Annotated in this window: 14 protein-coding genes; 7 read left to right on the forward strand and 7 right to left on the reverse strand. The window is 65.5% G+C overall.

The window, feature by feature from the left end; translation table 11 throughout:
- Window positions 1–49: 49 nt before the first annotated feature.
- Together CFB17_RS04480 and CFB17_RS04485 are read right to left on the reverse strand one after the other, a co-directional pair.
- On the reverse strand, window positions 50–748 hold the full coding sequence (locus CFB17_RS04480) for a DUF1045 domain-containing protein (protein ID WP_088560183.1): 699 nt from the start codon (window positions 746–748) through the stop codon (window positions 50–52).
- Window positions 748–1893, reverse strand: a complete 1146-nt coding sequence (locus CFB17_RS04485; RefSeq protein WP_243389723.1) for an alpha-D-ribose 1-methylphosphonate 5-triphosphate diphosphatase — start codon at window positions 1891–1893, stop codon at window positions 748–750. Before CFB17_RS04485 ends, CFB17_RS04480 begins: the two co-directional genes overlap by 1 nt.
- Before the next feature lie 309 nt (window positions 1894–2202).
- Here CFB17_RS04485 and CFB17_RS04490 point away from each other — a divergent pair, with 309 nt between their 5' ends.
- Entirely contained in the window at window positions 2203–3378 is a 1176-nt protein-coding gene (locus CFB17_RS04490; protein ID WP_165769421.1) for an alpha-D-ribose 1-methylphosphonate 5-triphosphate diphosphatase, read from the forward strand.
- A gap of 31 nt (window positions 3379–3409) precedes the next feature.
- Here CFB17_RS04490 and CFB17_RS04495 read toward each other — a convergent pair whose 3' ends face one another.
- Entirely contained in the window at window positions 3410–4099 is a 690-nt protein-coding gene (locus CFB17_RS04495; RefSeq protein WP_088560185.1) for a metal-dependent hydrolase, read from the reverse strand.
- 310 nt (window positions 4100–4409) lie between these two features.
- On the opposite strand from CFB17_RS04495, the gene CFB17_RS04500 reads away from it, so the two are divergent.
- From CFB17_RS04500 to spt, 4 genes are all read left to right on the forward strand, one after another.
- A complete protein-coding gene (locus tag CFB17_RS04500) occupies window positions 4410–6200 on the forward strand; it encodes a fatty acyl-AMP ligase (RefSeq protein WP_088560186.1) in 1791 nt (596 codons plus the stop codon).
- Between the two features lie 29 nt (window positions 6201–6229).
- On the forward strand, window positions 6230–7171 hold the full coding sequence (locus tag CFB17_RS04505) for an NAD-dependent epimerase/dehydratase family protein (protein WP_165769422.1): 942 nt from the start codon (window positions 6230–6232) through the stop codon (window positions 7169–7171).
- 54 nt (window positions 7172–7225) lie between these two features.
- Entirely contained in the window at window positions 7226–7498 is a 273-nt protein-coding gene (locus CFB17_RS04510) for an acyl carrier protein (RefSeq protein ID WP_088560187.1), read from the forward strand.
- Window positions 7499–7570: 72 nt separating this feature from the next.
- On the forward strand, window positions 7571–8767 hold the full coding sequence (gene spt / locus CFB17_RS04515; RefSeq protein WP_088560188.1) for a serine palmitoyltransferase: 1197 nt from the start codon (window positions 7571–7573) through the stop codon (window positions 8765–8767).
- A 24-nt stretch (window positions 8768–8791) separates the two neighbouring features.
- Here the strand turns inward: spt and CFB17_RS04520 are convergent, their stop codons facing one another.
- From CFB17_RS04520 to CFB17_RS04530, 3 genes are all read right to left on the reverse strand, one after another.
- On the reverse strand, window positions 8792–9628 hold the full coding sequence (locus CFB17_RS04520) for an aldo/keto reductase (protein ID WP_088560189.1): 837 nt from the start codon (window positions 9626–9628) through the stop codon (window positions 8792–8794).
- Between the two features lie 128 nt (window positions 9629–9756).
- A complete protein-coding gene (locus tag CFB17_RS04525) occupies window positions 9757–9978 on the reverse strand; it encodes a YbdD/YjiX family protein (protein WP_088560190.1) in 222 nt (73 codons plus the stop codon).
- Window positions 9950–12037 (reverse strand): carbon starvation CstA family protein, encoded by a 2088-nt coding sequence (locus CFB17_RS04530; protein WP_207761930.1) that lies wholly within the window; start codon window positions 12035–12037, stop codon window positions 9950–9952. The genes CFB17_RS04525 and CFB17_RS04530 overlap by 29 nt, the downstream gene beginning before the upstream one ends.
- A 902-nt stretch (window positions 12038–12939) precedes the next feature.
- Here CFB17_RS04530 and CFB17_RS04535 point away from each other — a divergent pair.
- Window positions 12940–13818, forward strand: a complete 879-nt coding sequence (locus tag CFB17_RS04535) for a TIGR01459 family HAD-type hydrolase (protein WP_165769423.1) — start codon at window positions 12940–12942, stop codon at window positions 13816–13818.
- Window positions 13819–13848: 30 nt separating this feature from the next.
- Here the strand turns inward: CFB17_RS04535 and CFB17_RS04540 are convergent, their stop codons facing one another.
- Complete coding sequence (locus tag CFB17_RS04540; protein WP_407642378.1) at window positions 13849–14541, reverse strand: orotate phosphoribosyltransferase; 693 nt, start codon at window positions 14539–14541, stop codon at window positions 13849–13851.
- 113 nt (window positions 14542–14654) lie between these two features.
- Here CFB17_RS04540 and CFB17_RS04545 point away from each other — a divergent pair, with 113 nt between their 5' ends.
- On the forward strand, window positions 14655–14867 hold the full coding sequence (locus CFB17_RS04545; RefSeq protein WP_088560192.1) for a hypothetical protein: 213 nt from the start codon (window positions 14655–14657) through the stop codon (window positions 14865–14867).
- Window positions 14868–14871 lie beyond the last annotated feature (4 nt).

Genomic DNA, 14871 nt, shown 5'->3' on the forward strand with positions numbered 1-14871 from the left:
CACGCCGCCTGTGCCCAGCGACAGCCCCATCTCCGATCGGGCCCGGCCCTCAGCTCAGAGCCGGTCCCTGAAACTCGTATCGACCTGTGACGACGAACGGCGAATCTCTGTCACGCTGCTCGAAGACGCCTAGCGCGTCGATGACGAACGGGTCCCGGATCAAAGGCGTCACCGCCTCCTGCAAGGCGGCCAGCAGCCTCGCTTTCTCATCCCCGTAGACCCGCCCGGTTAATGTCATATGAAACTGAAAGAATTCAAAGACGTAGGGATAGCCAAACCGCTCCAGGTAATCCCGCTGCTCGGGCAGCAGCCGGGCGGGATTGCGCCGGGCGATATCGGCCTCACTGAGCGGCGCGCGCAAGGCATCCAACTCCTCCACGCAGGTCGCCGCCAGATCGTCGAGGTCGGCCAGCGGCTCGCGTGGGATCAAGGCCAGGAAATCGCCCACCGCCGCCAAGCGAAGATCGAGCGAAAAAGGCCGGTGGCCCTGCGCCAGATCGGCCACGCCTTGATGCAGGGTCGCACTCTCGATTCCACTCGCCAGTTCGAAGGGCGCCTTGAGCGTGCCGTGAAAGCCGTAATGCGCCGGGTCCGCCGTCGCCCTGGCCAGCGCCTCTGGAGCGACGCCAGCCAAAATGGGCTGCACCACTTTCTTTCCCTTATAGGGATCCCAACCCAACCACTGGTTGGCGAACTGCATCAGCGGCGCTCGCTCCGGTGGCACGGCATAGACGGCATAGCGGCGCATCAGGCTTCCCTTGCTCCTGCGACCCAGACTTCGCGCACCAGTGGCCGGCCGTCCCGCAGGGCCACGCGGACGAGATCAGCGCGCATCCCCTGCCCGATTCGACCGCGATCGTCGAGTCCCGCGGCGCGCGCCGGATTGGCGCTAACCGTGGCAATGGCCCTGGACAGGCTATAGCCGAAGGCGTCGCTTGCGAGCCTGAACGCGGCCGGCAGCAGGGCAGCTGGAATATAGTCGGAGGAGATGATGTCCAACTGGTCCTCGCGCGCCAACTCGGCGGCCGCCACATTGCCAGAATGCGAGCTGCCGCGAATGAGATTGGGTGCCCCCATCAACACCTGCATACCGGCCCGCCGCGCCGCGACCGCCGCTTCGAGCGTCGTTGGGAACTCGCTGATCACGCAGCCTAGCGCCGCGGCCTCCTCGATATGCTCGAGCCTCGCATCGTCGTGGCTAGCCACCGGAATATTTTTTGTCGCCGCCATGGCGCAAAGCTGCCGGCGATTATCCGAGCCATAGCGCCGGGAACCCTCGATCAGCGAGGCGACATGCGCCTCGACCGCAGCGTCGTCGACACTGGCAGCCGCCCGATAGCGCCGCTTATACGCCTCGATATCCGGCGACTGGCGATCCCCAGGGGCGTGATCCATCAAGGAGATGAGGCCGAGGCCCGGCTCCGCCGCCAGGCTCTCGAACAGCGCCACGATCTCGGCATGCGTCACCTCGCAGCGCCAGTGCAGCCGGTGCTCGGCCTTGAGCATGCCAAGCCGCCGCGCTTCCGCCAGGCCTGCCAGCATCGGGACCAGCCACTCGTCGCGCGCATCCCAGCCGGGTGCAGCGCCCAGAACCAACGAATCGTAGACCGTCGTGATCCCCGAACCGGTGATCTGAACGTCATGGCCGACCGCGGCCGCCACCGCGTCCCATTGCACGCCCGCGCGGGGGCTGTAGTGCTTTTCGAGATTATCGGTGTGTAACTCGATCAGGCCTGGAATGAGATAATCGCCCTCCAGATCGACCGCAGCCGGCAATGCCGAAGACGTGGCGGACACACCGCCGATGCGAGCCCCCTCAAGCTGCATCGAGCCCAGAACCACCTCGTCCTCGGTGACGATACGTGCATTCGAAAAGACGATTTCGGGCGCCATGCAAGCTTCCTGGGCTCAAGCGGATGCGAAGAACGCCAACCCTGTCCCATAGGTCCCAGGAGCAAGGCTGGGGCCGACGGATCGAAGCGCCGATCCGCGACCATTGAATGGCACCCCTAGTCGTTTTCGCCGCTGGTTGGAACCATTCGAGCACAACCGTGGGGCTACGGCTCCGGTTCGCGCCTAGTCCGGCAACCGGAGGGCGCTTGTCCGTATGCACGCCAGCAGGGTGGCTCTTGTCCGACCGCGCGGATGACGGCATGTGCTGGGGTCAAAGGCTGCCCTTTCATGCCGGACCAGGAACCATCAATGGCCCCACCCTCCATGCGACTTCGCGCCCACCGGGTGCTTCTGCCCGAAGGCCCGATTCGCCCGGCTACCCTGACGATCGAGCAGGGTTTCATCCAGGAGGTAACCGAGGGCGGCACGAGCAAGGCCGTATTGCTGCCGGAGGACCTGCTGCTGGCACCCGCCTTCGTCGATCTGCATGGCGATGCGTTCGAACGGCAGATCATGCCCCGCCCGGGCGTCATGGTCGATCTTGGCGTCGGCCTCCTCGACACGGACCGCCAGCTGGCTGCCAATGGCATCGCCACGGCATTTCACGGCGTTACGTGGTCCTGGGAGCCCGGCCTGCGCGGCACCGCGACCGGCCGGGGCGTCATGGACTGGCTCAATGCCGCAAGCCGGCATCTTTGCGCCGAGCATCGCATCCATCTGCGCTTCGAGACGCATAATTTCGCGGGACTGGACGAGGCGCTACGCCTGATCGAGACGGGCCGGATCGGACTTTTGGCCTTCAACGACCACACGTCCAAGATGGCGGCCGACGCCTTGAAGCCATCGGGCAATATCGGCAACGCCTATCGCGCTGGTGTACCGGTCGCCCGCTTCAACGAACTGGCTTTGGCGGCGGCCGCCCGGAGCACTGAAGTTCCGGCAGCCCTGAAGCTGCTGGCAGCGGCCGCCCTGGCGCGGGGCATCCCCATGCTCGCCCACGACAGCGAGACGCCCGAGGAATGGCGGACCTTCGCGGCACTCGGCTGCGGCGTCGCCGAATTTCCCTTGAACCTGGAGACGGCGCGAACGGCGGTCGATGAAGGCCATGACGTCGTCATGGGCGCACCCAACGTGCTGCGCGGCAAAAGCCACATGGGTTGGGTGTCCGCCGAGAGCCTGATCGCCGCCGGCGCCTGCACGATCCTGGCCTCGGATTACTACTATCCAGCCCTCCTGCAGGCGGCCTTCCGGCTGGCGCAAGGCAAGATCCTGCCGCTGGAGCGCGCTTGGGATCTGGTCAGCCGCAACCCCGCCCGCGCGGCCGGGCTCAAGGATCGCGGGCGGATCGCGACCGGCTGCCGCGCCGATCTTTTGGCCATCGCCACGCCGCCCGGCATGCCGCCGCATGTGATCGCCACGTGGCGGCAGGGCCGGCCGGTCTTCGGGCCGCTTCTGCACGGGGCGGAGGGCGCGTCTGGCCGCTAGGTTCAAGGCCGCCCCGGCCGGACTTCGACGCCTAGACCTCGATGGGCTCGCCCGGGGTCGGAATCTGCACCCGGCCGCGCGTGACTAGGCCCGAGAGCTTGTGCGGATCGCCATGCAGCAGCGGAAACGTCCCCCAGTGGGCGGGGATGACGAGATCGAGATTGAGGAATTCGTTGCAGGCGATGGCCGCCAGTTCAGGCCCCATCGTGAAGCGGTCGCCGACCGGCAGGATGCCGACCCTGGGCTCGTAGATCCGCTGGATCAACGCCATGTCGGAGAAGATGCCGGTATCGCCCGCCACGTAGACGCTGGTGCCGCCGCCGCGAATGACGAAGCCTGCGGGATCGCCCATGTCGATGGAACGGCCATTCTCCGTCAGGCTGGAGCTATGAAAGGCCTGGACCATGGCGAGACTGAAGCCGCCTTGCTCGAGGCGGCCGCCAATGTTCATGGGCTCCAGCTTCTCGACACCCTGGCTGCCGAGCCAGGCGCAGATCTCGGGCTGGGCAAAGACGGTGGCACCGTATTTCTTGGCGAGACGAACCGTGTCGCCCACATGGTCCTCATGGCCATGCGTGAGGGCGATGATGTCGACCTTGTCGATCTTGGCCTCGGCACCCTCGGGGAATGTCGGGTTGCCGGTCCAAAAGGGATCCAGCAGCAGGCTGTCGGACGAGGTTTGCAGATGGAAGGCCGCGTGGCCGAGCCAGGTGATTTGCATGGCTGCTCCAGCAAGGGGGCGTGACAGGAGGGATAGGTAGCTCAGCACGTCGCCGTCGCCCAGCCATGCGCCGATTTGGCATGACGCCGTGCATATCCTAAAAGACGTCCACACAGATGACGCACGACCGCCACGGTTCTGTAACATTGTGTAACGCGACTTGAGTGGGCCTTGGCCGCTCGCGACGCTATCTAGACACTTGCCGATCAAGGACGCCCACCGCGATCGGACGCGGACGATGCCCTAGCATGTCCGCGCTGTATGAATAGAAGACCGGCTAAGCCGGTTTGTCGGAGGAGCGGACAGCTTCATGTTGCAGCCTACACCGAAAGCCAACCTGTCTCTCCCGTTCAAGAGCGCCGGCTTTGCGACGCTCGTCGATGGACTCGACTATGCGGCACGCGGCGAGACGGGCTTCAATTTCTTCAGCGCGCGCGGCGAGCTCGAGTTCGTCCTCTCCTATCAGGATCTGCGCCGGGCGGCCCTGGACCTGGCTCCGCGTTTCCGCTCGGCAGGCCTTGAGCGCGGCGATCGCGTGGCCGTCATCGCCGAGACGACGCCTGCCTTCCTCAAGGTCTTCTTCGCCTGCCAGTATGCCGGCCTCGTGCCGGTGCCGCTGCCGCTCTGCATCAATTTCGGCGGCAAGGATGCCTATGTGGCCCGGCTGCAGGGCATGCTGCTCAGCGCTGGCGCCCGGGCCGCCATCGGTGCCACCGAGCTGCTGGCCACGCTGGAAGAGGCCGCGATCGAGACGGATGTGCGCTTCGTCGGCACGGTCGAGGCGCTGGAAGCTCTGGAGCCGACCGGCCAGCTGGTCCATCTGCGGCCGGAAGATCCCTGCTACATCCAATATTCTTCGGGCAGCACGAGCTTTCCGCGCGGCGTCCTCGTGACCCAGGCGGCGATCACCGCCAATGCCCGCGCCATTGCCGGCGGCATCGAGCTCAGGAGCGGCGATCGCTGTACGTCCTGGCTGCCGCTCTATCACGACATGGGCCTGGTCGGCTGTTGCCTGACGCCCGTGCTGAACCAGATCCCGGTCGACTATATCGCCACCACCGGCTTTGCCCGCCGGCCCCTCTCCTGGCTGAAGGTGCTCTCCGAAATGGGCGGAACGATCTCGTTCAGCCCGACCTTCGGCTACGAGCTCTGCGCCAGGCGCGCGGCCGGCAGCGCCGTTGCCGACTATGATCTCAGCCAGTGGCGCCTGGCCGGCATTGGCGGCGAGATGATCCGCCCGAAGGCGCTGGGAGAGTTCGCCCGGACCTTTGCCGCCGCCGGCTTCGACAAACGCGCCTTCGTCGCCAGCTACGGTCTGGCCGAGGCGACCCTGGCCGTCACCTTCGCGCCCTTGCATCGGGGCGTCGAGATCGACCTCATCGAGCAGGGCGACGCCTTCGAGCGCCTGCGCCTGGCGATCCCGGCCAGTGCCGTCGTCGACCGTGGCACGCACCGTACCCGCGCTTTCGTCAAATGCGGCCGGCCGATGGCCGGCTACGCGCTCGAGATCCGCGACGATGCCAATCGCCGCCTGCCCGAGCGCACCGTCGGCCGGGTCTGCATCAAGGGCCCCAGCCTGATGACGGGCTATTTCCGCAACGTCGAGGCGACGAACGCGGTCATGGTCGAGGATGGCTGGCTCGACACGGGCGACATGGGCTACCTCGTCGACGGCGAACTCGTCGTCACCGGCCGGACGAAGGACCTCATTATCCTGAACGGCCGCAATATCTGGCCGCAGGACCTCGAATGGGCCATCGAGCGCATCGAGGGCGTGCGCGTTGGCGACGTCGCCGCCTTCTCGATGACGGGCGACGAGGACAAAGAGCGTGTCGTCGCCGTGGTGCAATGCCGGACCAGCGACAGCGAGGCGCAAGAGCGCCTGCGTAGCGATATCCATGCAACGCTGCAGCGCGTGGCCGGCGTCGATTGCGAGGTCGTCCTGGCGCCACCGCGTTCCTTGACCTTCACAACGTCGGGCAAGCTCAGCCGGGCGGCCGCGAAATCCAAATACGCGAGCGGCGCCATCCGCGACGTCGGCGAGGCCGCTCCGGCGGCGGCCGCCAACCAGGCCTGGGGCCAGCTGGCTCTCGCCAGCTGAGTTGCGGCCAGCACGCAGCAGGCAAACCCTTGATCATCGCGCTGACGGGAGCCACCGGCTTTATCGGCCGGCCGCTCCTGACCAGGCTCCTCGACCAGGGCCACAAGGTCAAGGCGCTGGCAAGACACCCCGAATCGTTGCCGCCAGCCCAGGGCCTGGTCGCCGTCAAGGGCGACCTTGGCAATGCGCCGGCGCTGGCCGAACTCGTTGCCGATGCCGAGAGCGTCATCCACTTGGCAGGCTTGGTCGCGGCGGCGGATCCCACCGCCTTCGAGCATGCCAACGCGGCAGGCAGCCGTAATCTCGCCGCTGCCCTCGCCAGCGCCAATCCAAGCGTGCCGCTGCTCGTCATCTCCTCATTGGCGGCGCGGGCCCCCGAGCTTTCGCCTTATGCCGCCAGCAAGGCCGGTGGCGAGCGGGCCTTCGCCGGCCTGCCCGACGTCCGCATCGTGCGCCCACCCGCCGTCTATGGCCCGGGTGACAAGGGGACCTTGCCGATCTTCCAGCAACTGAGCCAGGGCTGGCTGACGGCACCACGCGGGCGGCATCTTTTCTCGATGATCCATGTGGACGACCTAGTGGCACTCCTGGCGGCCCTGGCCGTCGGGGATGCCGGCGACCCGGCAAGGCTGATCGAGCCGGATGATGGCACGGATGCCGGCTATGGCTGGGACGATCTGGCCCGTATCGCTGCCCTGGCCATGGGTCGACGCGTCCGCGTCCTGAAGCTGCCACGTGCAGTCTTCGAGGGTGTCGCCCGTCTCATGGAGCTGGCGGCGCGCGGCCTGCGCCAGACGCCGCCTTTGGATCGAGGCAAAGTGGCCGAACTTTTCCATCCCGACTGGCGGGTGGAGCGGGCGACGCATCAGGGCCTCATCTGGCGCCCGACCCTGGATTTCACGGCGGGGTTCGCAAGAACTCTGGCGTGGTATAGAAGCGCGGGCTGGATCAAAGCCGGCAAGACGAAGTGAACAAGGGGTGCCTGGACACAGGAACCTCCCGCGACGAACGGACGGACGGGTATCATGGTGGACGTAACGAGCGACAAGGACGTCGCGGGCAGCGACGAGGTTTTCAAGGAGGTCTGCGGGCTGGTGACGCGCTTTGCTCCCGAGGGCATGGCGCTCACACCCGACACCGAACTTGCGGCCCAGCTCAATATCGATAGCGTGGCCGCCATGGATCTCGTGATGGAGATCGAGGACCATTATAATATCGACATTCCAATCAACGAGATCGCGGACCTGCGTACGCTAGGCGACCTGGCCAAGCTCGTCCGCCGGCACGTCAAAGGCTGAGCGCCACCTTCTTTCTTTCTACCTTGCCGCCTTCCGGGGCGACTGACCCCTTTGCAGCGAGCTTTCGAGCGCATGGATATCTTCGATAAGTACGCCACGATCATCGGCCGGCACGACAAGGTCTTGGAAGCCGGAACGGATCCTTTCGCCGTCCGCGTCGATGAGATGCTGAGCGCCACCGAGGCGATGATTGGCGGCCGCCGCACCATCCTCCTCGGCACCAATAATTATCTGGGCCTTACCTTCGACCCGACGGCGATCGACGCCTCGGTCGAGGCGGCCCGCAGGGACGGTACCGGCACCACGGGCTCGCGCATCGCCAACGGCAATTATGCGCAGCACCAGGAGTTGGAGCTTGAACTGGCGGCGTTCCTGAAGCGTCGCTCCTGCATGGTCTTCACGACCGGCTACCAGGCAAACCTGGCCATGATCGCCGGCGTCGCTGGCCCACGCGACGTCATCTTCATGGACAGCGACAGCCACGCCAGCATCTATGACGGCTGCACGCTCTCCGGCGCCAAGGTCATCCGCTTCCGCCACAACGACCCTGACGACCTCGACCGTCGCCTCGCCCGCTCGCCCGAGGGCGAATGCAAGCTCATCATTGTCGAGGGCCTCTATAGCATCCTGGGCGACACTGCCCCGCTCAAGGCCTTCGCCGAGGTCAAGAAGAAGCACGGCGCCTGGCTAATGGTCGACGAGGCACACTCACTTGGCGTCTATGGCGGCGAGGGCCGCGGCGTGGCCGAGGCCCAGGACTGCGAGGCGGACGTCGATTTCGTCGTCGGCACATTCAGCAAGAGCCTGGCCGCGATCGGCGGTTTCGGTGCCGCCAACCATCCGCGCTTCGACTGCCTGCGCTTCTGCTCGCGCCCCTATATGTTCACGGCCTCGCCCAGCCCAGCAAGCATCGCGTCGGCCCGCGCCTCGCTGCGCCGCATGGCCAACGATCCGAACCTGCGCGCCGCCATCTGGAACAATGCCGAACGGCTGCATGCGGGCCTTCGCCAACTGGGCTACACCGTCGCCGCTGCCCCGGGCCCGGTCGCGGCGATCCGGCTGCCGGACGAGGCAACGGCCGTCGCCGCCTGGAACCGGCTCCTGCAGCTTGGCGTCTATGTCAATCTGGCCGTGCCACCGGGCACGCCGAACGGCGCCTGCCTGCTCCGCTGCAGCCTCTCCGCCGCCCATGCGCCAGCCCAGATCGACGAGGTGCTCGGCCGCTTCGAACGCCTCAGCCAATCGCTTCGCGAGCTTGCGACAGCCTGAGCGGACGCCGAGTCCGCTCGTCTTTTAGAGCATCTCGATCGACGGATTGCCTTTAGGCGCTGGAAAGAGCCGATTCAGCGCCGACAGGGTCTCGTCCGGCAATTCAAGCTCGAGCGCGCGGCGATTCTCCTCCACATGCACCGGCCGCGCAGCCTTCGGGATCGGGATCACGCCCGGCTGGCGGAGCAGCCAGGCCAGCGCCACCTGCGCCACCGTCGCGCCCAGACCGGCGGCGATCTTCTTGAGCCCCGCATCGCGAAGCATGCGCCCCTGCTCGATCGGCGAGTAGGCCATGAGCGGTATCGAACGACGACGGCAAAGCGGGGCAAGACGCGCCTCGGGCCAGCGCCGCGTCAGGTTATAGAGAACCTGATTGGTGGCGCAGGCCGCGCCGCCTTCGAGAGCCAAAAGCTCGGCCATGTCGTCGGCGTCGAAATTGCTCACACCCCAATGACGGATCTTGCCAGCCGCCTGCAGGGCCGCGAAGCCCGCCAGCGTCTCCTCGAGCGGATGGCTGCCCGTCCAGTGCAGCAGATAGAGATCGAGATGATCGGTCGCCAACCGCTTCAGACTCCGCTCGCAGGCAGCCACCGTCCCCTGCCGACTGGCATTCGACGGCAGCACCTTGCTGACCAGCACCACCTCGTCCCGCCGCCCGGCAATTGCCGCACCCACGACCTCTTCCGAGCCCCCCTGGGCATACATTTCCGCCGTATCGACGAGCGTCAGGCCCAGATCAAGGCCACGGCGCAGTGCTCTTGCCTCCGCCTCCCGATCGGCGCCGCGCTCGCCCATGTTCCAGGTACCTTGCCCCAGCCGCGGTGTCCGGCGCCCGGCAATCTCGATCATCGGAAGTGTCATCGACAGCTGCCTTGCTCTTTAAGAAAAAGCAGGCGGATGTCGTCGAGCCGACGTCCGCCCCTCGATTCCTCGGGCTCGCACCGACACTGCCAGCGCCGCCCTCCCGCTATCGGCCAGGGATTGCCATGTCAGCAGCAGCGCAGACCACGACCACTGCCATCGGCATAGCGTCGCGACTGCATGAGCCGGAAAAACTCGGTCTTGCTCAGTACCGGCCGCTCGGGATGGACCCGGCCCTGATGCGCGACATAAGTCTCATAATCCTGAATGCCGATCATGAGATTGGCCGTCTCCTTGAGGCGGCGGCCCAACCTGCCCAATTCAGGCCCGAGATTGCACAGGCAGTTCATAGCTGGCCTCCCTTGTACTTACCCGATGGCTGCGAAGCGCCTGGCGGGAGACGGTGACGCCATAGACCAGCATGATGACGACCACCGCCATGAAGATCAATGTCAGCCCGGCATTCACATAGTCATTGGTGACGATGCGGCTCATCTCGAGCGCGTTCTTGGCGGGCGCCAGCATCTGGCCATTCGCCAGGGCCGCGCGGTACTTGGCACCGTGCGCAAGAAAGCCGATGGCCGGGCTGGAATCGAAGAGCTTTTGCCAGCCCGCCGTCAGCGTGCAGATCGCGAGCCACGCGGTCGGCAAGATGGCAACCCACGCATAGCGCTCATGCTTCATGCGAAAGAGGACGACCGTCGCCAGGGTCAGCGCAATCGCCGCCAGCATCTGGTTGGAGATGCCAAAGAGTGGCCAGAGCGAATTGATGCCGCCCAAGGGATCGACGACGCCCTGGTAGAGGAAATAGCCCCAGGCGGCGACGGCCAGGGCGGTCGCCATTAGATTGGGTAGCAGTGCCTGGGTCCGCTTGAAGGCCGGGATCGCCGTACCCAGCAGATCCTGGATCATGAAACGGGTAACCCTTGTTCCGGCATCGACGGTCGTGAGGATAAAGAGGGCCTCGAAGAGAATGGCGAAATGGTACCAAAAGGCCATCATCGTCTTGCCGCCGACGGCACCTGAGAGAATATGCGCCATACCGACCGCCAGAGTCGGCGCGCCGCCCGCGCGACTAAGGATCGAACTCTCGCCGACATCGCTCGCCAATTGGGTCAGCATGTCGGGCGTGATCACGAAGCCCCAATTGCTGACCGTCTGTGCTGCCTGATCGACCGTGGTGCCGATCAGAGCCGCTGGCGCGTTCATGGCGAAATAGGCGCCGGGCTCGAGAACACAGGCGGCGATCAATGCCATGATGGCAACGAAGCTCTCCATGAGCATGGCGCCATAGCCGATCAAGCGGGTCTGCACCTCGTTCTCGATTAGCTTGGGCGTGGTCCCAGAGGCGATCAGCGCATGGAAGCCGGAAACGGAGCCGCAGGCGATCGTGATGAAGAGGAAGGGAAAGAGGCCGCCCGAGAACACGGGACCGGTACCGTCGACAAAACGGCTGACGGCCGGCATCTGCATCTGCGGCTGGACGACGAGGATACCCAGCGCCAGCGCCGTGATCGTGCCGATCTTGAGGAATGTCGAGAGATAATCGCGCGGCGCCAGCACCAGCCATACCGGCAAGATCGAGGCGATGAAGCCGTAGCCGATCAGGATCAGGGCCAGGGTTGGGCCGCTATAGGTGAAAAGCGGTGCCAGGCTCGGGGTCTCCGCAACAGTCCGGCCAAAGACGATCGAGGCCATCAGGAGAACGAATCCGATCAGCGACATCTCGAGGATGCGCCCCGGCCGAACGCGGCTGTAAATGCCCATGAGCACGGCAATGGGAATCGTCGCAAAGACGGTGAAGGTGCCCCAGGGGCTGCCGGTCAGCGCCTTGACCACGACCAGCGCCAGCACGGCCAGGAGGATGATCATAATCATCAAGACGCCGAACAAAGCGACGATGCCCGGGACGTTGCCCATCTCCGAGCGGATGATCTCGCCCAGCGAGCGCCCATCGCGGCGCGTCGAGATAAAGAGGATCAGGAAATCCTGCACGGCACCGGCAAAAACCACACCGACCAGGATCCAGAGCGTGCCGGGCAGATAGCCCATCTGCGCTGCGAGAACCGGCCCCACCAGCGGCCCGGCACCCGCGATCGCGGCGAAATGATGGCCAAAAACGACGTTCTTGTTGGTCGGGACGAAGTCGAGGCCGTCATTATAGCGGACGGCTGGCGTCACGCGCCTGGGGTCGAGCTGCAGCACCCGGTCGGCGATGAAAACGCTGTAGAAACGGTAGGCCAGCAGATAGACGCAGACGGCGGCCGTCACGAGCCAGACCGCGTTGATCGTTTCGCCCCGATGGAGCGCGACAATGCCTAACGCGAAGGCGCCCAGAATAGCGATTGCGGCCCAAATCACGTAGGTCCAGCCGCCGCTGGCTGGCGAATGTTTTGTTAGGGTGGCCACGGCCACTTCTCCTCAACCTGATCACATTAAACGCTGTAAATATCAGCAGCCGCCGGCACAAGCCATCAGGGGCAAGGCCGGAAGGATCACCCCAACCGCGGCAAGACGATCATCGATGCCGGCCTGGATGGCAGGCCGACAGAAATAACCGAACCGACGCCCGTGCCCGTGCCCGTGCCCGTGCAGGATGCGCCCGTGCCACGCGTTTGGGCACCGGCGTACATGGCCTACAGGCAGCGCTCATCCACGGTCCCTTGCCGAGGAGCTTTATCGACCTCATCGCCGAACTCGACCATCGGCCCGAGGATCTCGTCCTCACCAAGCGAAGTTGGCAACTCTCCCCGCGAGTAGCTCGAACTGCGGTCTGACCAACTCTCCTCCCCGCAAGGCGGTTGACGGGATAGCCAGCTATTCGTCGCGCCCTGGTCGGCCGATGCGGAAACTGTCCAGTGCCTTCGTGGGCAGCACGATTTCCTTCCACACCGCCTGATTGATCCGACTATCCTGCGTGCGCTCCACGCGCTGCCGGTCAATCGGGGCGAGGGCAGCGGCGCTTTGGAGCGCTCGCCCGTGCGGGTCAGACGCGCCTTGCCTTCATGGCGTCGGTGCTGACGCGGCTTCACTGTCGCGGCGGCCATGCCCCGGCGCGAAAAGCAATCGATCCCCAAGAACGCCTTGATGGCTCACTCCTCGCCCCGTCGCTCCCCGTGATTTCGCCAACGGCGGACAGATCCGGCCATGCAGCGCGAAGATCAAAATCCTGCGCAAGCGTGTCGCGGACCGACGCGCCGCAATGCATGGCAAGCTCCCCTTGGCCGCTGTCGACCGTGAAATAGGATTCCGATAGGAGGGGGCCTAATATGCGACCAGCGACTTCCTGTAATCTGGAGAATGTCCACCCGATGTCATCGACCGCCTTCATCAACGGGGCAAGCGCCCTCGTCGACCGCTTCGACGGCTTCATCCTCGATCAATGGGGCGTCTTGCATAATGGCCGCGAGCCTTATCCCGGGGTCCTCGAGGCGCTGCGACAGCTGAAGGATGCCGGCAAGTCGATCGCACTCTTGTCGAATTCCGGCCGCCGGGCGGATTTCAGCCGAGCTCATCTGGCCGAACTGGGCTTCGATCTTGATATGTTCGAGGCCATCGTCACCTCGGGCGAGACGACCTTCGAGGTCGTGGAGGCGCGCGACATGCCGCCGCTCGATCGGTTGGGTAAGCGCTGCTACCTGATCACGCGCGACGGCGACCGCTCGGTCCTGTCAGGTACGGACACGGTGCTGGTCGAGGACGTCGAGGACGCCGACTTCATTCTCCTCTCCGGCGTCGACAGCCCGATGCTGACCGAGGAGGATTATTATCCCGCCCTGGAGGAAGGGGCCAAACGCGGCGTCCTCGCCATCTGCTCCAACCCCGACCTCTACGCGCCGACCGATGTGGGTCTCGTCTTCGCGCCCGGCCTGCTTGCCGTGAAATACGAGGAACTGGGCGGCCAGGTCTTCTATGTGGGCAAGCCGCACGAGCCGGTCTATCGCGCCTGTCTGCGTGCCCTGGCCGCGATCGATCGCTCGCGCATCATCGGCATCGGCGACAGCCTGGACCACGACGTCAAGGGCGCCGCCGGCATGGGCCTGGCCTCGGGCTTCGTCCTGAACGGCCTGCACCAGGAAGCCTTCGCCGCAGCCGGGGCGCAGGAGGCAGGCCTGAAAACGGCCCTGGACGCGCTTTGCCGGAACCACGCGATCTGGCCCGATTTCGCTCTGCCAGCCTTTCGCTGGTAGGCGGCAGACCCGGCGAGGCTCTCCCGATGCCTAGGCCGGGGCCTTGTCGATCCCGCCATGGGCGGCAGACCAAGTAATGGGGTCGTTCAAGAACGCCTCGACCTCGGCCAGGATCTCGGGGCTGAAGAGCCCCTTGGCGCGCGCCGCCGCCAGCACATGGCGCCAGGTCGTCAAATAATGCAGCTTCACGCCGAGCTTCTCGATAATCTGGGCGGCGTGCGGAAAGATATCGTAGAAGAAGAAGACGAAGACATGCTCGACCGGTTGGCCCGCCGTCCGCAGGGCCTCAACGAAATTGATCTTGCTGCCGGCATCGGAGGCCAGGTCCTCGACCAGAAGCGTGCGCCAGCCTTCCTTAACGACGCCCTCGATCTGGGCGTTGCGGCCAAAACCCTTGGGCTTCTTGCGCACATATTGCATCGGCAGCATCAGCCGCTCGGCCATCCAGGCGGCATAGGGAATGCCTGCCGTCTCGCCGCCCGCCACGGCATCGAAGGCCTCGATGCCGACGTCCCTGGCAAGGACAGCCTCGGCCATGTCGATCAAGCGGCGCCGCGCCCTTGGAAAGGAGATCAGCCGCCGGCCGTCGATATAGACCGGACTGGCCCACCCCGAGGTAAAGATATAAGGCGGGTCCGGACGGAAATTGACGGCCTGCACATCCAGGAAGATTCGCGCCGCCTCGTCGGCGATCTGCTCCTTGTCCGAAAAAGACGGCATCATCCTCACTCCATGGCCGGTCGATCGCTGGCCGGCTGCATCCAGCCGGCGGCGCAGACAGTTCCTAGACGAGTGCGTCCGTGCGGACCAGCGCCCCATGCAAAGGGCTTACGTCCGTGACCCTGCTTCCCACGCTTGCCCTCTTCTGCCTGGCGCTGGCCGCCATCGGTCTCGCGATCCGGACGGAGCGCCGGACCCTGCCGCCGGGTGCCCTGCGCGCGCCCTCGACGCTACTGCTGGCGCTGGGCGTCGTCGGCGGCATCCTGCTCCTTGCCCATCTCGTCACGCTGACGACCGGCCTCAGCCTGCCCGGTCGCGCCGGCTTCTAGGCGA

The organism is Arboricoccus pini, from assembly GCF_900187945.1.
Classification (GTDB): domain Bacteria; phylum Pseudomonadota; class Alphaproteobacteria; order Geminicoccales; family Geminicoccaceae; genus Arboricoccus; species Arboricoccus pini.